Annotated in this window: 20 protein-coding genes; 7 read left to right on the forward strand and 13 right to left on the reverse strand. The window is 62.7% G+C overall.

Annotation, left to right across the window (positions count from 1 at the left end; translation table 11 throughout):
• Positions 1-26 precede the first annotated feature (26 nt).
• The 6 genes from GNT64_RS22080 to GNT64_RS19480 all read right to left on the reverse strand — a co-directional run bounded on the left by GNT64_RS22080 (position 27) and on the right by GNT64_RS19480 (position 4222).
• The gene (locus GNT64_RS22080; RefSeq protein ID WP_231639108.1) at positions 27-539 is read right to left on the reverse strand and encodes a hypothetical protein; all 513 of its coding nucleotides are present in this window, start codon (positions 537-539) and stop codon (positions 27-29) included.
• Positions 536-874, reverse strand: a complete 339-nt coding sequence (locus GNT64_RS19460; protein WP_231639109.1) for a hypothetical protein — start codon at positions 872-874, stop codon at positions 536-538. Before GNT64_RS19460 ends, GNT64_RS22080 begins: the two co-directional genes overlap by 4 nt.
• A 240-nt stretch (positions 875-1114) precedes the next feature.
• A complete protein-coding gene (locus tag GNT64_RS19465) occupies positions 1115-1708 on the reverse strand; it encodes a hypothetical protein (RefSeq protein ID WP_197277124.1) in 594 nt (197 codons plus the stop codon).
• 107 nt (positions 1709-1815) lie between these two features.
• Positions 1816-2019 carry a helix-turn-helix transcriptional regulator gene (locus GNT64_RS19470; protein ID WP_156681019.1) on the reverse strand — a complete coding sequence of 68 codons (204 nt, stop codon included), beginning with the start codon at positions 2017-2019 and terminating at the stop codon, positions 1816-1818.
• Between the two features lie 98 nt (positions 2020-2117).
• Positions 2118-3062: a hypothetical protein gene (locus GNT64_RS19475; RefSeq protein ID WP_156681020.1), complete on the reverse strand. Its 945-nt coding sequence runs from the start codon at positions 3060-3062 to the stop codon at positions 2118-2120.
• Positions 3059-4222, reverse strand: coding sequence for a tyrosine-type recombinase/integrase (locus GNT64_RS19480; RefSeq protein WP_156681021.1), 1164 nt, complete (start codon positions 4220-4222; stop codon positions 3059-3061). Before GNT64_RS19480 ends, GNT64_RS19475 begins: the two co-directional genes overlap by 4 nt.
• Before the next feature lie 386 nt (positions 4223-4608).
• Here GNT64_RS19480 and GNT64_RS19485 point away from each other — a divergent pair, with 386 nt between their 5' ends.
• Positions 4609-4854 (forward strand): helix-turn-helix domain-containing protein, encoded by a 246-nt coding sequence (locus GNT64_RS19485; protein ID WP_422396604.1) that lies wholly within the window; start codon positions 4609-4611, stop codon positions 4852-4854.
• A 59-nt stretch (positions 4855-4913) separates the two neighbouring features.
• Here GNT64_RS19485 and GNT64_RS19490 read toward each other — a convergent pair whose 3' ends face one another.
• The gene (locus GNT64_RS19490) at positions 4914-6188 is read right to left on the reverse strand and encodes a tyrosine-type recombinase/integrase (protein ID WP_156681022.1); all 1275 of its coding nucleotides are present in this window, start codon (positions 6186-6188) and stop codon (positions 4914-4916) included.
• Between the two features lie 334 nt (positions 6189-6522).
• Complete coding sequence (locus GNT64_RS19495) at positions 6523-7764, reverse strand: hypothetical protein (protein ID WP_231639110.1); 1242 nt, start codon at positions 7762-7764, stop codon at positions 6523-6525.
• Positions 7765-8035: 271 nt separating this feature from the next.
• On the opposite strand from GNT64_RS19495, the gene GNT64_RS19500 reads away from it, so the two are divergent.
• Positions 8036-8473 (forward strand): antitoxin Xre-like helix-turn-helix domain-containing protein, encoded by a 438-nt coding sequence (locus tag GNT64_RS19500; RefSeq protein WP_156681023.1) that lies wholly within the window; start codon positions 8036-8038, stop codon positions 8471-8473.
• A 91-nt stretch (positions 8474-8564) separates the two neighbouring features.
• Positions 8565-9173, forward strand: a complete 609-nt coding sequence (locus tag GNT64_RS19505; protein WP_231639111.1) for an RES family NAD+ phosphorylase — start codon at positions 8565-8567, stop codon at positions 9171-9173.
• A gap of 208 nt (positions 9174-9381) precedes the next feature.
• Here the strand turns inward: GNT64_RS19505 and GNT64_RS19510 are convergent, their stop codons facing one another.
• Positions 9382-10257 (reverse strand): helix-turn-helix transcriptional regulator, encoded by an 876-nt coding sequence (locus GNT64_RS19510; RefSeq protein ID WP_197277125.1) that lies wholly within the window; start codon positions 10255-10257, stop codon positions 9382-9384.
• Between GNT64_RS19510 and GNT64_RS19515 the strand changes: the two genes are divergently transcribed.
• The 3 genes from GNT64_RS19515 to GNT64_RS22345 all read left to right on the forward strand — a co-directional run bounded on the left by GNT64_RS19515 (position 10256) and on the right by GNT64_RS22345 (position 11887).
• The gene (locus GNT64_RS19515) at positions 10256-11020 is read left to right on the forward strand and encodes a class I SAM-dependent methyltransferase (protein WP_156681024.1); all 765 of its coding nucleotides are present in this window, start codon (positions 10256-10258) and stop codon (positions 11018-11020) included. The two genes, GNT64_RS19510 and GNT64_RS19515, sit on opposite strands and share 2 nt — an antisense overlap.
• The gene (locus GNT64_RS19520) at positions 11017-11370 is read left to right on the forward strand and encodes a YybH family protein (RefSeq protein ID WP_156681025.1); all 354 of its coding nucleotides are present in this window, start codon (positions 11017-11019) and stop codon (positions 11368-11370) included. Before GNT64_RS19515 ends, GNT64_RS19520 begins: the two co-directional genes overlap by 4 nt.
• Before the next feature lie 223 nt (positions 11371-11593).
• Positions 11594-11887 (forward strand): GNAT family N-acetyltransferase, encoded by a 294-nt coding sequence (locus tag GNT64_RS22345; protein ID WP_422396643.1) that lies wholly within the window; start codon positions 11594-11596, stop codon positions 11885-11887.
• An 80-nt stretch (positions 11888-11967) separates the two neighbouring features.
• On the opposite strand, the gene GNT64_RS19530 is transcribed toward GNT64_RS22345, so the two are convergent.
• The 4 genes from GNT64_RS19530 to GNT64_RS19545 all read right to left on the reverse strand — a co-directional run bounded on the left by GNT64_RS19530 (position 11968) and on the right by GNT64_RS19545 (position 14567).
• Positions 11968-12735: a dienelactone hydrolase family protein gene (locus GNT64_RS19530; RefSeq protein ID WP_156681027.1), complete on the reverse strand. Its 768-nt coding sequence runs from the start codon at positions 12733-12735 to the stop codon at positions 11968-11970.
• A gap of 111 nt (positions 12736-12846) precedes the next feature.
• The gene (locus tag GNT64_RS19535) at positions 12847-13707 is read right to left on the reverse strand and encodes an alpha/beta fold hydrolase (RefSeq protein ID WP_197277126.1); all 861 of its coding nucleotides are present in this window, start codon (positions 13705-13707) and stop codon (positions 12847-12849) included.
• A 10-nt stretch (positions 13708-13717) separates the two neighbouring features.
• Complete coding sequence (locus tag GNT64_RS19540; RefSeq protein ID WP_197277127.1) at positions 13718-14224, reverse strand: SRPBCC family protein; 507 nt, start codon at positions 14222-14224, stop codon at positions 13718-13720.
• On the reverse strand, positions 14217-14567 hold the full coding sequence (locus tag GNT64_RS19545) for an ArsR/SmtB family transcription factor (protein ID WP_156681028.1): 351 nt from the start codon (positions 14565-14567) through the stop codon (positions 14217-14219). The genes GNT64_RS19540 and GNT64_RS19545 overlap by 8 nt, the downstream gene beginning before the upstream one ends.
• A 625-nt stretch (positions 14568-15192) precedes the next feature.
• Here GNT64_RS19545 and GNT64_RS19550 point away from each other — a divergent pair.
• Positions 15193-16035, forward strand: a complete 843-nt coding sequence (locus tag GNT64_RS19550) for a hypothetical protein (protein WP_156681029.1) — start codon at positions 15193-15195, stop codon at positions 16033-16035.
• Positions 16036-16049 lie beyond the last annotated feature (14 nt).

Below are 16049 nucleotides of genomic sequence, written 5' to 3' on the forward strand. Positions count from 1 at the left end.
TGACGGGATCGGCACCGTGCCGAGCGTCAGCGGTCGGCCGCCCGCACCGCGCCGGTCAGCGTGGCGAGCCGGCCTTCGGTCGTGACGAGCGTTCCCGCGATGACGCGATCCCGCAAGGCGCGCTCGCGGCGTCGCGCCGTTGCGCCGCGCAGGAGAAACAGGCTGGCGACCCACAGCGCGAAGCCCAGACAGCCGCCGCGCAGTCCATCGGCGAGCATGATCTGTGCTGCCTCTCGGTAGTACGGGGCGTCAGCAATGGAGCGGGCCGGCACATTATAAGCATGCCCGGCATAAGTGATCCGTACCGTTGGATAGGCGTAGGTGCCTTTGGCTAGCCACACCACGCTATTCGCTTGAACGTAGATGGCCGTGGCCCGCACGGTCTGCGGAGTGAGCAGCATATAAGGTGCAGCCACCCCGCCCAGCGCGACAGATGCCAGCATGGCCCCGGCCTGGCGCTTGAAGCGCAGAAAGGCATTGTCGCGCTCCTGTCGGCGCAGGGCATCGGCATGGATGCGGCGATCATGCGATTGGGTCATGGTCGCGCCTCCCGCGAGAGGCGTCGTTGCCGATCATAGGCCGCATTGATCTCGACGGTGATCGCCTCGTCGGTCTTGTGTGCGTTCATCGCCGCGCTGCGCGCATAGCAATAGGCGGCACAGGCGGTGAACAAGGCGCGGTCCAGCGTCCGGTCAAGATCGACGACCGCCACGCTGAGCGACGCCAGTTCCGCGATGATCTCCTGCGGCGTCGTGTCCGGCGTGGCCGGGTTGGCAAGAGCGGTGACACCCGTTGCCACGCTGCGCTGGAGCATCGCGTAAACGCTCATGCCATTGCGCTCGGCAAGCCCGCGCAGCGCCTTGTCGAGCGCCACCGGCAGGCGGACGGAGTGATGAACGGGCCTCATGCCACCATCTCCGCGAGGGTGCACGGCGCGACCTCGGATCGAGCGGAAAATGCGCGATTTTCGCGCGGCACCGATCTCGCGCACCCGATCCGCACTCGCGAAAAACGGCGGAAATGCTGGATGCACCCGTGCGTGAGGTGTGTATCCTTATTGTTGGCTCGATGCGTAGCATCGCAGCCCCTTGTCCTGGCCCCAAAGCCAACCGGATCAGTCATGGTCCGATCCCTTCCTACACGCGGCGCACATAGCCCCGGCTGGCTCGTCCAGGCAGCAGCCATCCGGTCGGCTGGTGCTTTCTTCCTTCCAATCCGCGATCATGTCCTTGGCAGCACGATCGGCGGAGGCGCGGTCATATTCGGAAACGACGGGCGGGCTGTCGTATAAGGCATGTTCCGTGGCCCAGCCGACGATCTCCCGCTCGATCGCATCCTGAATACGGCGGCGGATGGCATCTGCATCGAAGGGCGTGAGGTGGGCGGTGACGCCGGGTGTTTCGATAAGGCCACCCAGGGGCAGAAACCAGCCGTGGGAATAAGCGGCCGGAGCATCCTGCAACGGTCCATCGATCTGACAGAGGCTGACACTTCCAAGATAGCGCTCCAGCGGTGGCCGGCCCATGTGATGCCAATGCGCGATGGCACACCGATATGTTTCGCCGTCCTCGTCATCAGCGAGCAGCTTTCGGATCAGCGGCAACGCATAGCGAGCGGTGCGCGCGTCGGCTCGGAGGTGGATGGTGACGTTACCTTCCAGCAAAAGCCGGTGGCGCAGTCGGGCGATGATGCTGCGGAAAACGGGCATGGGGCATCCTTTCGTGAAACTCACGATTGCCGGAGACGGGCGTGGGGTAGCCGCTGACGCGGAGCGGCCCGCCAATCAAAAGGCTGGGGCCGCGTAGTGTCAGCGGATCAGGCGTAACGCTGCGTGGGGAGGTCCTGGAGCCAATGCTCGATCTCACCGGATCGCCACCGAACCCGGCCGCCGCCGATGAGAACTGGCGCGGGACAACGGTTCTGACGGACGAGGCGATAGATGCTGGATCGGCTCCGGTAGCCGGTGAGGCGCATCACCTCGTCGATGGTAAGCAACAATATCGGGGCGTCGGGCGGCATCGGTATCCTCCTGTATGAAGTCGATGCAACCGGGCTAATCCGCGCTGAAACCGCGCAAAACCGCCGTATCCAATTATATCCGGCCTTTTGTGGAGCCGTCAGGTGTCCGGGGCCGCGAAATATCTTTTGATATCCGTTCCGGCGTAATTGCCCTGGAGAAGCTGCTTGATGAGATGTTTCGACTCGCCGCCTCTCGGTCCCAGATTGTTACCCAACTCGTCCTGTATGACGGCAATGGCCCGCGTTTGTGCGCCCTGTTGCCGACCCTTCCGCATTTCGCGGCGACCGACAGTTAGAACAGTGCGAAACCAATCCGCGTTGTGCGGGGGAATACGCTCGGCGATGAAGGCGTCTCTCCCAGCCTTAAAATCCCGGAAGACGCCCGCGACCAGCCACTGATCGCGAGCATCATTATTATGGGACGGAGCCTCTTCGTCCGATTTCCCGACTTCCTCTCGCACGACGTAGATCGATCGGCCCAAGCCTTTGCCCCAAGGCATCCAGAGGATCGTATGCTTCGCTGGATCGGCCAGCAGAAGAATTGGCGCAAAGCGGTTGGCGAACGTGCCAGCAACAAGCTCCGTCTCGAATATCTTGCCATCGACAGAGCGAAGGGCGCTTGTGCTGACCGCCCCATATTCGACCGGCATCATCGCGCGCAGCCGCCCCGTCGCGAGGTCGCGAAGCACCGCGACCAATTCAGACGGTAGGCGGGCATCATATGGCTGTGCGGCAAAAAGGCGCTTTCGGCGCTGGATCAATCGCCCGCTGAGCCAACTCGCCATCACGACGGCTGTGCCAAACGCTACGAACGCTTCCGCCAACCACGCGGTGGCATGAGGAGGTGCGTGGAACGCGGCAGCCATGCCTCCGGCCGCCATCAAAGCGCCCAGTGATCCGAGAACCGAGCGCGCCACATTGAAGAAGGTCAGCCGACGATACAGCCGGGTCGCCACGGTGTCGATTTGCCGATACCCTGCCGCGATATCGTGCGGGGAGAGACGGCGCGCGGCGATATCTCGTAGTGGTTCGACTTCGATCATTCAGCCGACTGCTCCGGACGCGGCGTACAATGATTCGCCCAGGCATCCATCAAGTTGCGCCGCTTCTCCAGCAGATTGCCGCGCCGATACGCGGCCTCCACCTTGTTTTCGATCGTATGCGCCAGCGCCATTTCTGCGACGGCCCCGTCGAAATCGGTTTCCTCGGAGACCCAATCGCGGAAGCTGGACCGGAAGCCGTGCGGCACAGCCGCGACTTCAAGGTCGCGGCATATCTTGGTCAGCGTCATGTCCGACAGCGGCCTGCCATAGTGCTGGCCGGGAAACACGAGATCGTTGCGGACTTCGCGATAGGTTTCCGCCCGCTTGAACACGCTGAGAACGGCATCGGACAGCGGCACGACATGCTCGCGATCCGCCTTCATACGTTCCGCTGGGATCGTCCAGAGCTTCTTGTCGAGATCAAGCTCGCTCCACAGCGCGCCGCGTATCTCGCCCGAACGCCCCGCCGTCAGCACCAGAGCCTCGAAGGCGAGGCGGCCGACCGATTCGCGCTGGCGCAGCTTGACGAGGAAGGCGGGAACGTCCGCATAGGGTAACGCGGTGTGATGGGCCGGCTTGGCCTTCACGCGGGGCAGCGATTTGTTCATCGCCGCTACGGCAAGGCTGTTGTCCCGATAGCCCTTGGCGACGGCCCAATCGATCACCGTGACGATACGCTGGCGCACCCGACGCGCCGTCTCCGGCTTTTCCAGCCAAATGGCGACCAGCGCATCGCGCACCTCCGGCCCCTCCACCTTGCTCACCGCCGTGTCGCCGAAATGCGGAAAGGCATATTTGGTGAGGGTCGCCAGCCATTGATCGCGGTGCTTGGCGTTGCGCCAATTCTTCTTGTTCTCGGCAAAGACGATGGCGGCGGCTTCACGGAATGTGGGAATGCCCGCTTCCTTGCGGCGCTCGGACACGGGATCGAGGCCGGCCTCAACCTGACTGCGCACCTTGCCCGCCCGTTCGCGTGCCAGCGCAAGCGAAACTTTCTTCGCGCTGCCGAGGCCGATGTCGCGCCGCTTGCCGTCTTTCTGCACCCGGCAGACCCAGGAGCGCGTGCCGGTGCGCCCGATCAGCAGATACAGTCCGTCGCCGTCGCCATAGCGCCCTGGCAGCTTGGCCGCCTTCACCGCCGTGGCCGACAAACGGCCCACAATCTGCTCCCACATTTATTACCACATGATGTGTGGGATACCATGCAATTCGATTGATCGCAATCAAACAGCCGGATACGAAAAAACGCCGGAAATTCGGCGTTTTTGGGACGATTTGAGTCTGGATGAAATAGGTAAATGGCGGAGCGGGAGGGATTCGAACCCTCGATACACCCAGGAAGTCCCAACCGGTCCTTATTGGTCCCTATCGAACCGGCGAGATCGTAATCGTCGAAGGTGCCAGGCGGCCATCACGATCCCGTCGTTCTGTCGGTCGGGGTAATCAGGACGCACCAAGATTCCGGATGACCCCGGAAAGGTACTCCGCGTCATCGAACAGTGTCTAATCACATCATGATTTCTCGGCCAAACTCGTCGTCGCAGAGATGCGTCAGCGGGTTCTGGCGCCGACGGTCGAGGTGAAGATGATTGAGCGGGGCTGGGAAAAAAAGATTGAGCCTCTCACCGTCCGGATAGCGACCGCGGTGCGGATCACGGGGTTAAGTCGGTCCCGGATCTATGAACTGATCCAGTCAGGTGATCTGGAGACGGTCAAAGTCGGCAGGGTAACGCTTATTCAGTTCGAAAGCCTGAAGGCGCTCACCACCGGCAGCCGCGCCATTCAGAGATGAAGCGGACAAGGTTGCCCTGCGGGACATAGATCGGACCTATGTCCCGCAGGGTACGCTCACTACCTCCTTGGGCGAACGCGCGGCCGCCCCGCCTTCGATCTTTGCAACTTAGGCTTCTTACGCACAGGAGCCGCGGGTCGGGGCCCTTCTGCAGCCTCGCGCAACTCGTCGAGATAGTCCGACCAGTGCTGCATCATCAGCACTCGTTCGTCCCAATATTCGCCGCGGGCATAGGCGCGCCGTACGGATGATGCCTCTTGGTGGGCAAGCTGCCGTTCAATCGCATCGGGGTTCCATCGGCCCATTTCATTGAGCAGCGTTGCGGCCATTGCCCGGAAGCCATGTGCGGTCATTTCGCTACCCTCGTATCCCATTCTTCGCAGCGCCTGGTTCACGCCATTCTCAGACATCGGTCGCCTAGGGCTGCCCATGCATGGGAAGAGATGTTGGCGATGCCCGGTGAGTTTGCGAAGTTCTTCGATGATCGCTTGCGCCTGGCGGGACAACGGTACCCTATGGGCACGGCGCATCTTCATCTTCTCGACAGGGATGCACCAGATTCCCTTGTCGACGTCGATCTCGGACCATTCTGCCTGCCGAAGCTCGCCCGGACGGACAAACAGGTGTGGGGATAACCGCAGAGCCATGCGGGTGACGTCCTGCCCGGGATAATCATCAATCGACTTCAGAAGGACTCCGACCCCGATCGGATCGGTGATTGCCGCGTGGTGCGAGGTTCTCGGAGTCGTAAGTGCGCCACGCAAATCGGCAGCGACATCGCGGTCGCAGCGAGCAGTGGCAATGCCGTACCGAAACACTCGACTAAGGACGCTCCGCATCCGTCGGGCGCTTTCGTAGCGGCCTTTTGTCTCTACCTTACGCAACACCGCCAGCGCCTCGGTCGGAGTGATGGCGTTGATCGGGTGGGAGCCGATCAGTGGGTATGCCATACCAAGCAGCCAGCGAATCTTGTCGATGGTAACCTCGGCCCGTCCTTCGCGCTCGCATTTCGCGATCCACTCGAGCGCGACTTCCTTGAAGCTTGTTGCCACGGAGAACTTCGCGGTGACCTTTGCCCGCTTCTTCTCAAGGATAGGGTCGTGCCCAGCGGCGATGGCCTTTCTAGCCTCGCGACATTTCTCGCGGGCGTCGGCGAGGGAGACAGTCGGCCAAGGCCCTATGTGCAGGGTCTTGGCTGTGCCGCCGTATCGGTAGCGGAAGCGCCAGAGTTTTGCCCCTGACGGCTGTACGAAAAGAGCTAGCCCTTGCCCATCAGCGAGGGTGTAGGGTTTGGCCTTTGGTTTCGCGGCGGTGATTTGGAGTTGAGTCAGCATCATCGTTTTCCCGGGTTTTCCGGGTCGATCCAGCAGACACAGGAAGAGACACGTTTTGTGTATCTTCTGCTGGAATCCACTGGATCAACCCGGACAGTTGCCAGCGATCGTCGATGAAATTGTGCTTTGAAACCAGCCGCTTGCTGGACGTCCCCGGACGTTGCCGGGGAGAACAAATGGTGCCCAGAAGAACACTACTATAGGTCACCCAAGAAGCTGAATTCCCTCACGTATCTGCAGCAGGAAAACGCCGCCACCATCAATAGCACCAACATGTGGTCCCGAAAAGGGTGGACGTCCTCGGACACGCCGGTTTGCATTCTCCGATGACGGCTTAACAGTAGCCATATGGCGGGCGGAAGGCGTGATCATCATCGTCGCCGAACAGCTTCTGCTTCTCGAAACGCTGCTCCAGACCTTCGGCCGAGAGAGCCGCCTCGCGCAAGGCCAGTCGACGCTCCGCGAGCGCCAGGAGCTCGGCGACGCGGCCGGCGCTTCCCGCCATGTCCTCACCACGCAAGCCCGCTACCAGTCGCTTAAGTCGATCGAGTGCCGCTACCTCGTCGAGCACCTCATCTAGCGCCTTCCCGCGGCGCTCGGCGATGTGGTCATTCCGAAGGGCAAGCTCACGCTGGCGCCGCGCCTCCTCCTGCTGCCGCGTCTGCTCTTCCCGTTTGAGGCCGTCGTCCTTCTTCGCCGCAGCCAGCACGGCGATGCCAACCGCGATGTCGCTCGCCATGTTCTCGATCCGCTGGACCTTCGCGTCCTTGAAGGAGCGCCTCGGGCTGCCGCCGAGAAGGTACGACTGCTCCAGCTCGACCGCGAGCAGGCCGGTCGGGTGGTAGTCCCATTCCGGCCCGCGCAATGATGACCAGTTGAAATCGTCATCATCCCAGCTGCCAGGGCTGTTCCAGCGACGCGCGCGTCGCTCTCGGGCCGCCTCCTGCTCAGCGATTTCCTCCTCGGTCGGCACATGCTTCTCGCGTCGAACACCCTCGCTGATCGAGAAGGCGATCGTCTCGCCATCGCAGATGAATGCGGCAGTCTTCTCGCCCCGTGCCAGCTTGATCCCGAGCGTGGCTGCGGCCGCCGAGATGCGATTGAGCGCAAGTTCGAGACGATCGATTGAGGCCGGCGCCACGCTCGCGTTGATGACATTCATGCCGGCGACCGTGAGGAGACCGTTGGTCGCAGATGGTTTGCCCTTGCGCAGCTGGGCGATCGTCCGCTCGACGACGGGGTTTGGCGGTAGGGCCGCGCCCCCGTCGATGGACGATGCGAGCAAGCGGGCGTTTTCGCGCGCGGTTGCAATCAGCTCGGGTTCGGGCCGAAGCTCGCCGGCCGCGATCGTGATCGTGTCGGCGATGCCGGCCTCCGCTTTGGGCAAGGGCGTCTTCTTAACGAGCTTGCCGGCTGCCTTCTTCGCCCACCAGCCAAGCGGCGGATGCGGGATGTCGTGCTTCCTGCAGACCTTGTGCAGTGCCACGTCGGATAATGCGAACTCTTTCGCGAGATGGGTGAGAGGCTTCGACCACACCAAGTCGTAGAATTCGGCTCGCGTGAACACCCTCGACATTCGGCAACCCTGTAGTGGCTCTGCACAGTGAAGTAACGGCGATTGGCGACTTAGCCGATCCGTACAAGGTATGGGCCGCAGCGCGACTTCTCTGCCGAGCCGGATCACACGTCGTGCTTGCGCTCACTGTCCCGCGTGAACAGCCTTCCTCACCGCTGGCATATCTCTGTGTATCAGTCGTGAGAGGGTTTACCGCGCCAATGTGGATTGACCCTCCCACCTTGACGGCAAGCACCATATGACGTATATCATCGCGTCAGGAGATGCGCGTATGACCAACGTCGTTCAGCTGCATGGACCGGTAGCAGAGGCTGGCAATCTTCAGACCTTTGCCGTTGAGGCCGATCGCTCGCGGCTGACAGCTCCGGCAGTCAAGGCCGTGTTGCGGCTTATTGATGCGTGGGACGGCAGCAATGCCGAAGGCGCCGCGCTGCTGGGGGTCTCCGAAAGCACCTGGGACCGGATGAAAGCAGGCAGGTGGGAAGGCGTTCTCAGCCAGGATCAGCTGACCCGCGCATCTGCGCTCGTCGGCGTGTTCAAGGGCCTGCACCTGCTGTTCGCCGACGGCATGGCCGACCGGTGGCCACGGCTCCCCAATCGGGGGCCGATCTTTGATCGGTTGTCACCGATCCAGGCGATGATCACCGGCGGCATTCCCCGCATGCTGGAAACCCGACAGTATATCGACGCGCTACGTGGCGGTCTCTGAGGACGGATCGATCGATGGCGTACCGCTGGTCAGGGAGGGGTTTCCTCGAACGGTACGTCTCGTCGCCAGCGCGAGGCTCCGCGAGGCGGTCATGGCACCGCTCGTCGACAACGAGGACGAGCTCGCGCTGCTTGCCGAGATCGAGGGTGCGACCAGCGGCCGCCTGATTGCTGAGGAACGAGGCTCCAGCGGGCTCCGTGCTGTCGAGCTGGTGCATGGCGTACCGCATGCCAGGTTCATCAACGCGAGCTTCGCCTACGCCAAGCCGCGAGAGCCTAACCGCTTCAATCCCGCGGAGCGCGGCGCCTGGTATGCCGCTCTAGCCGTCGAGACCTGCATCGCCGAGGTCGGGCACCACCTCACCAAGGCGTTGGCGGATACAAGCGACTTCAACGCGGTCGTCGAGTACAGCGAGATGCTCGCGAGCATGGCCGGCGTGTTCGTCGACCTCCGGAATGTCCCCGCGCACCCCAGCCTCAATCCCGATCCCGCCGCCGGCTACCCTGCCGGCAACGCCTTGGCTGCGGCGGCACGAGCCGCCGGCCACAACGGCATCATCTACCCCTCCGTCCGTCACGCCGGCGGGACATGCATCGCTGCTCTATGGCCGAACGTGGTTCAATCTGTGGTGCAAGGTGCGCTGTATCGCCTGACCTGGGCTGGCACCGCCGACTATCGAGCGGAAGTCATCACGACATGATGCCCATCTCGTGCCCTTTTCGTCTTGTGGTGCAGCCGAACACAGGATCGGCAAGTCCCTCGAAACGGTGACGACGTCGGCGCGCGCGCCTTGCGATCGAGTGACAGCGTGGATTGGATCCGCCCGTAGCGCAACAGCGTGAGATCGCAGGCGGCCAAGTCCCGGCAACTCGACCGAACGGCCGTCGACCGCAACAGGTTGCCGAGCGTCAGGAAGGCGCCTGCGCCGGCAGTAACATAACGAGCTTGTGATCGGGATGGCCGACCGGCGAGAAGGTCATCTGCTCGGCACGAATCAGCCCATGCTCGGGGTGATGGAACAAGCGCAAGCCCCCTTCGCGTGCCAGCACGCGATGGCTGCCCCACAGCTGGCGGAAGTCGGCGCTCGCCTCTGTCAGCTCCGCGATCAGCTCCGCGGTGCCGGGATCATCGGGCCGATGCGCGGTCTCGGCGCGAAACTCGGCGAGCAGTCGGCGGGAGCGCTCCTCCCAGTCGCAGATGAATGTGCGGGCTGAGGGGGCCAGGAACATGTAGCGCAGCAGGTTCGTGTCGCTCGCGATCAGCCAGGGTCGCAGCAAGTCGCCCGCCGCGGCATTCCAGCACCGCGCGTGCCACAGCCGGTCGATAACGTAAGCCGGACAAGTCGCGGCATCGACGAGAACGCGAAAGACCGCGGGTAGATCAGTCTGGCGGGAGGGAACCGGCGCTTGCGGGTCGCGATGGCGGCTCAGCTCGAACAGATAGGCGCGCTCGGCACCGTTCAACGCGAGCGCCTCGGCGAGGCGCGAGAGCGCTGCGGCCGACATGGATATGTCGCGCCCCTGCTCCAGCCAAGTGTACCACGTCGTGCTGAGTCCGGCGAGTTGCGCGACCTCCTCGCGGCGGAGGCCCGGCGTTCGCCTGCGGCCGTGCGTGGGCAAGCCGAGCGGCCCTGGCGAGAGCGCCTCGCGCCGGGTCCGCACGAATCCACCGAGAGCCGCACGCTGGTCGGAAGGGATCTGCATGGCAGACTTGATACCAGGATAAATGCCAATCTTGTACCAGTTTGCAGCCGAAGTAACTGGCGCGCAGGAGGTGCTGTTCATGACGGTCGACCAACATCAGGAAACCATCGGGCATTACGGCCCTCGCGCATCGGCCTATGTCGTCAGCGCCGTGCATGCGAGCGGCCCCGACCTTGACCAGCTGGAGGCGCTTCTGACCGGACGCGGGTCCGATCGGGTGCTGGACCTCGGCTGCGGCGGCGGGCACGTCAGCTACCGCGCCGCGCCACATGTCGGGCAAGTGGTCGCGTGCGACGTGACGCCGGCGATGATCGCAGCCGTTCTGACGGAGGCGGCCGAGCGGGGCATCGGCAACATCGTCGGAGAGGTCGCTCCCGCCGAGGCCCTGCCGTTCGACGACGCGAGCTTCGATGCCGTGCTATGCCGATTTACCGCGCATCACTGGAGCGATCTGCGTGCCGGCCTCGCCGAGGCGCGGCGGGTGTCAAAGCCGGGTGCCTTGCTCGTCTTCATCGACACGGTCGCGCCCGATGATCGCGCATCCGACACGCATCTGCAGGTCGTCGAGTATCTGCGCGATCCCTCTCACGTCCGCAACTATAGCGTCGCGGAACTCGCCGATGGCCTGTCGCAAGCGGGCTTTGCCGTGGAAAGCAAGATGGTGCGGTCATTGCACATGGATTTCGCGGTGTGGACACAGAGGACGAACACGCCGCCCGACAACGTCGCCATGCTGCGCCGCCTCCAGCACGAAGCCGGAGCGGAGGTGCGCCGCCAGCTGGCAATAGGGAAGGACGGCAGCTTCGATCTGGAGGCTGCAACGTTCACCGGGTCTGCGCTGTGATTGACGATCCGCGGCAGTTCGCGCCAGACTGGGTGGCCGACTGGAACCGGCACGATATCGAGGCAATCCTCCGGCACTTTCACGAGGACGTGGTCTTCGCCTCGCCCATCGCGCGTGCCGTCATTCCGGAAAGCGCGGGCATCGTCCGAGGCAAGGCAGCCTTGCGTGACTACTGGAGGCGCGCGCTGGCCAAGGTACCTGACCTCCATTTCACACTCATCGACGTCTACGTCGGGGTAGGTGCCATCGTCATCCACCACCGCGATCAGCGCGGCGGAGAGGCGAACGAGGTGCTGACCTTCGAGGGCACGCAGGTGCGGCAGGGCTTGGGCACCCGACCGCAGGTTTAGACACGCGATCCGATTGCCGCACACGCAAGCACGTTATATCTCGCTGCCACCCCTGCGGCGATTAGGGGGGCTGCCTCGGTCCGCAGCTCAGGCCGTTTGAAAGTCACCAATGACGTTTCGTTATCAGCGGGAGCAGGTTGCAGCGTCTCAATTTGCAGACGTGCTCAATCGTTCTGGCCTCGGAGGTCGGCGGCCAGTTGATGATATACCGCGTCTGCAAAGGATGTTGGACGGTGCCAGTCTCGTGATCACCGCGCGTACTATCGACTCGGGGCAGCTCGTCGGGATAGCCCGTTCGCTGACTGACTGGTCCTATGCATGCTACCTGTCTGATCTGGCCGTCGACAGAGACTTTCAAGGCAGGGGGATCGGCAGGCGCCTGATAGCGCTTACTCGGGAGCATGCCGGTCAAGAGAGTATGTGCCTGCTTGTATCGGCGCCCGAGGCTAAAGCATTTTATCGCCGGATCGGCATGCCTGCCATCGACAGCGCGTTCCTCTATCCCCGCGCCCGATGAGCGTTCCGCGCCGTTGGTCCGCGATCGGGCATGTCCGTAAACCGCCTCCGTCCTCGATCTGATCTGAGGCGCATTATTGGCTAGCAGCGGGCTGGCCCGCCCTCTTCGAAGAGGTCGACAATTGCTCGCCAATAACGCTCCGCATGTTTCGGGTGATAGCCAACACCTGGCACGGTCGCCTGAACATGACTTGGTCCTTCGGCCAATGATCCATCTGCTCTTGTAGGCCGGGACCAAAACGCGTGCTTGGCACCGCCATAGATGCTTACACGCCAATCAACTCGCGCGTCCTGCAGCGCGCCGCCAAACGCAAGAAGTTGGGCGGGAGTGCAGATAGGGTCCTCGGAGCCGGTGCAAAGAAGGATCGTGCTACTCACATCGCGCCAGTCGCAGGCATCGGGTTCGGGCAGGCTGGGATGAACCGCCGCGACAGCCTTGAAGGGTACGCCTGTTTTCGCAAGTTCAAGGACGATATGACTGCCAGCACCGTAGCCGAGGGCGAAGAGCTGGTTGGCGTCAACCGCAGGTATCGCGAGCAGAGTGTTCAGCGCTACGCGGCCAATGGCTCGCATCCGTTCAGCGTCGGCCAGCAAAGGCAGGGTTCGAGCCAACATTGCTTCCGGCCGGCCAAAAAAGGTCTGTCCGCCATGAAAGTCCATGGCGAGCGCGACATAGCCGTGCGCGGCGAGATCATCAGCGCGGCCCCGCTGGTAGTCATCAAGACCAACGCCGTCGTGTCCGATGAGGACTGCAGGCCAACGATCTCCGCCGAGGGGCCGTGCTAGATGGGCGGTCATCTTCAGACCGTCTGCGTCGTAGGAAATCTCGTTCGCTGTGATCTCGTACATACCTTATCGCTCACTATTTATTTCGACGAGACGGCCCGGCCCAACAGCAAAGGTAGAACCACGGCCTTTCCACTTAACGGCGCTGGGGCGAACGTCTGCCGCAGACAGGGGTCAGCCCGCTAGCTTAGCGCCGTAGCCGCCCGCAGTCGCTTGCACCAAGAACGCTGACACCACAGCGCCCAGCTGCTCGGGCTTGTCATAAGGCAGGCCGTGACCGGCATCAGGGATCAGCTCGTAGCGCAGCGATGAATCGACGCGCTGCAACTCCCAAGCGGTCTCGGGCGAAACGACGCCGCGATCACCTGCCACGAGCAGCACGGGAACATCGATGTCTTTCATCAGCTCTCGCCAGTCCGGATTTGGCGGGGTGAGAATATCGAAGGCCCTCAACCTAGTATGAAGCCTCGCGTCCACCAGATGTTGGATCATTTCCTCCGAACGGGCCGGATTTCTGAGGCGAGCCTGGGCAAGCAAGTCCTCTCTTGTCATCTGGACCATCTGCTGATGCTCGGTCGCCACACCGCTTTCGTAAACCTCCCGTTGCCATTCCGGACTGATGAACGTCGGATCGATAAGGGCGACCGCGCGAATGTCGGACTTATGCTCGGTCGCAACAACTGCCGCGGTCATTCCGCCCATCGAATGTCCAGCCAGCAGCGGCGCTTCCAGCTTCAGCGCCTCTATCAGCGCAGCGACATCGCTGGCCAGATCGCGATAGCGATAGCCGTTGCCGGGAGCGCTGGAGCCTCCATGCCCACGGGCGTCGGGCAGGATGACATCGAACCTGTCCTCCAAGGCATGGGCCAGAGGCAACAAGCATGCGCCGCTTCCGATCAGGCCATGCAGAATTACAAGCGGCGGTTTGTCACCGCCTATTCGGCGGTAGTGGATATCAATGCCGTTGGCGAGGATGGTGCCGCCGCCGCCCTCGGCGGCACGTTGCGTGGCGGGATTGCTCATGGCGGCGTTCATCACCTGCCGGTCAGCCTCCCAAACCGACGAGGATCTCGTCCAGCTGCTCGAACTGCTGGCCCCAGCCACTCGTGCTGCCAGAGGCCAGCGCCTCGTCGAGAGCTTCCTTCGAGGGGTAGAGCTCGTGCACGACGACAAGCGTCGCCCCGGCTTGGTCTTCGAAGGTCACTGTGGTGACCGCACCATCCTCGTCGGCCTCGTCATTGGTCCAGACGAGGCGGGAGGGCGGCCTCACCTCGATGTACCGGCCGAAGAACGCCATGGACTGCTCTGAGGAAGCGTGACCCATCTCGAGACGGTAGGTGCCGCCGGTGCGGACATCGGCCTCGTACGAGATGATGGTCAAGCCGAACGACTTGGGCGCCCACCATCGTCGGAACAGCTCAGGCTTGGCCCATGCCTCGAACACGAGGCGCGTCGGGCCGTCGAAGGTTCGCGTGACCACGAGCTCGCGATCGGACTTCCGTTCGATCGTCGTGCGGTTCTGCGTGACGGGCTTGCTACCGCTCTCATTCATCGGGTCTCTCCTTGCGCTTCAATTCCTCGACCACCGCGTCGAGCGCATCGAAGCGGGCATCCCAGTGCTGGCGGTATGCCTCGATCCAAGCCGCCTCCGCCTCCAGGTCGCGAAGGCCAAGCTTGCAGGTTCTCACGCGCCCCACCTTCTCGGTGGTGACGAGGCCTGCCTGTTCCAGGACGCTGACATGCTTCCTCATGCCCGTGAGGGTCATTTCGAACCTCTCGGCCAGGTCCGTGATCGAAGCGTCCGCACGTGCGAGTTGCTCAAGCACGCCGCGTCGGGTGGCATCCGACAGCGCGGCGAACGACGCATCGAGATGTGGACGGCTACACTGAACCATATGGTTCAGTGTCTAGTCTGCTGACGATCGAAACGCAAGCCGATAGCGCGTTCGCGTCCACCATCCCCACCGGCTGAAGCCGGTTCCTGCCCGCCGGCAAATATCTCGGTTCTACCTAGCGGCGCTCCACGCGATCTGGGGATCGCGTACGATCGACAGATAGAAACAAACGTGGCGATCGCGAAACGGCGCAGCTTGCCGCCAACTCGATGGCGCAAATCGATGGAGAAACGTCCTTTGCCGTGATGGTCCGTCTGGCGATAATTCGCGACGTGACGAGGGTCTCGATTGGTCTTTGTCTCTCAAGACCATCAAGGACAACAACTGCTTTGGGTAGTTACACTCAACTTATAGATGGTGCGAAAGTTCATAGATGACTTTTAACAATGCCGTCTAGTGGGCTGCAATATCTGTATGCAAGATGATCAAACAGCATCGGATACGACAGACCATTTAAGACCATGCAGCATGCTCCGTGAGGGCGGGAAGACTATCGGTGCGCCTCATAGACAGCATAAGCCACGCCCCCCGAGCCAGGATTGGAGAGGATAGAACCGGACGCCGGTATCCGCTTCCCGGAGTCGGTGTCCGCTCGTCCGACATCGAGAGCTGCCGCCTCCGGTACATGCTCGACCCCGCCGCATCGCAACAGTGCTGCGACTTGATAAGGACTCAACCCGACCTGTTCGAACCCGACAACCCGCTCTTACGAATGCCGGCTGATCGGTTCTGGCTGGAGTGGTTCGAAGAGCCGGATCCCACCGCTCCTCCCGGTACTCTGACCAACACGCGCATGGCCGTGCTCGTAGAAGCTTCGGCGAGTGGCAGGCAGGCGGCGCTGACGCGGTTCTCCGAAGACTCCGCCGGCAATGTGGATCTAGCGCCCGGGACGCTATCGTTCGATCTCGACCACCTTGCGGTCGTGCCGAAGGGTTCCGAGAGCTCCTTCCGTTTGCGTCATGGGGAACTCCCCCATGTTACCGCCCTGCTGCGGCACGCCACTCTGCACATGGATCCGGCGTGGACCGCGGCCTTTCAGAGGTGCACACGCGCCGAATATCAGACCTTCGTGGCGAAGGCTGCGGCAGCGATGTGGTTCGTTATGCCCTTCACACTCGCGTTCGCAGCGCTTCTGAACTCGCGGACTGTCCTGCGCGAACAACATACCGATCTGGACCGTCTCAACTCGGCACGCGTGAAGCGCGGTCGAGTCCCTCTGATGGACCATATCGAAGTGGGCCTGCGGCTAGGCGAGCGCCTGATGCCGGCCCGGAGAAACGCCACCGGCTCCACGCGCTCCACGCCTCGTCTGCACTTCGTGCGAGGACATTCAGTCAACCGGGCCGGAAAGACGTTCTGGCGCGCTGCTCACTTCCGCGGCAATGGTGACATGCCCATCGTTTCGAAGACCGTGAATGTGTCGGCGGCGCGGCAGCATTTATCCACCCCCGAAGCACGAACGCCGTGACCCGAACACCTCCG

Source organism: Sphingomonas profundi (assembly GCF_009739515.1).
In the GTDB taxonomy this organism is placed as follows: domain Bacteria; phylum Pseudomonadota; class Alphaproteobacteria; order Sphingomonadales; family Sphingomonadaceae; genus Alterirhizorhabdus; species Alterirhizorhabdus profundi.

Coding starts and splice junctions, on each gene's coding strand:
- GNT64_RS22080 (WP_231639108.1), bottom strand. CDS start 539: ATGACCCAATCGCATGATCGCCGCATCCATGCCGATGCCCTGCGCCGA.
- GNT64_RS19465 (WP_197277124.1), bottom strand. CDS start 1,708: ATGCCCGTTTTCCGCAGCATCATCGCCCGACTGCGCCACCGGCTTTTG.
- GNT64_RS19470 (WP_156681019.1), bottom strand. CDS start 2,019: ATGCCGCCCGACGCCCCGATATTGTTGCTTACCATCGACGAGGTGATG.
- GNT64_RS19475 (WP_156681020.1), bottom strand. CDS start 3,062: ATGATCGAAGTCGAACCACTACGAGATATCGCCGCGCGCCGTCTCTCC.
- GNT64_RS19485 (WP_422396604.1), top strand. CDS start 4,609: ATGCGTCAGCGGGTTCTGGCGCCGACGGTCGAGGTGAAGATGATTGAG.
- GNT64_RS19490 (WP_156681022.1), bottom strand. CDS start 6,188: ATGCTGACTCAACTCCAAATCACCGCCGCGAAACCAAAGGCCAAACCC.
- GNT64_RS19495 (WP_231639110.1), bottom strand. CDS start 7,764: ATGTCGAGGGTGTTCACGCGAGCCGAATTCTACGACTTGGTGTGGTCG.
- GNT64_RS19500 (WP_156681023.1), top strand. CDS start 8,036: ATGACCAACGTCGTTCAGCTGCATGGACCGGTAGCAGAGGCTGGCAAT.
- GNT64_RS19505 (WP_231639111.1), top strand. CDS start 8,565: ATGGCACCGCTCGTCGACAACGAGGACGAGCTCGCGCTGCTTGCCGAG.
- GNT64_RS19515 (WP_156681024.1), top strand. CDS start 10,256: ATGACGGTCGACCAACATCAGGAAACCATCGGGCATTACGGCCCTCGC.
- GNT64_RS19510 (WP_197277125.1), bottom strand. CDS start 10,257: ATGAACAGCACCTCCTGCGCGCCAGTTACTTCGGCTGCAAACTGGTAC.
- GNT64_RS22345 (WP_422396643.1), top strand. CDS start 11,594: ATGTTGGACGGTGCCAGTCTCGTGATCACCGCGCGTACTATCGACTCG.
- GNT64_RS19530 (WP_156681027.1), bottom strand. CDS start 12,735: ATGTACGAGATCACAGCGAACGAGATTTCCTACGACGCAGACGGTCTG.
- GNT64_RS19535 (WP_197277126.1), bottom strand. CDS start 13,707: ATGAACGCCGCCATGAGCAATCCCGCCACGCAACGTGCCGCCGAGGGC.
- GNT64_RS19540 (WP_197277127.1), bottom strand. CDS start 14,224: ATGAATGAGAGCGGTAGCAAGCCCGTCACGCAGAACCGCACGACGATC.
- GNT64_RS19545 (WP_156681028.1), bottom strand. CDS start 14,567: ATGGTTCAGTGTAGCCGTCCACATCTCGATGCGTCGTTCGCCGCGCTG.
- GNT64_RS19550 (WP_156681029.1), top strand. CDS start 15,193: ATGCTCGACCCCGCCGCATCGCAACAGTGCTGCGACTTGATAAGGACT.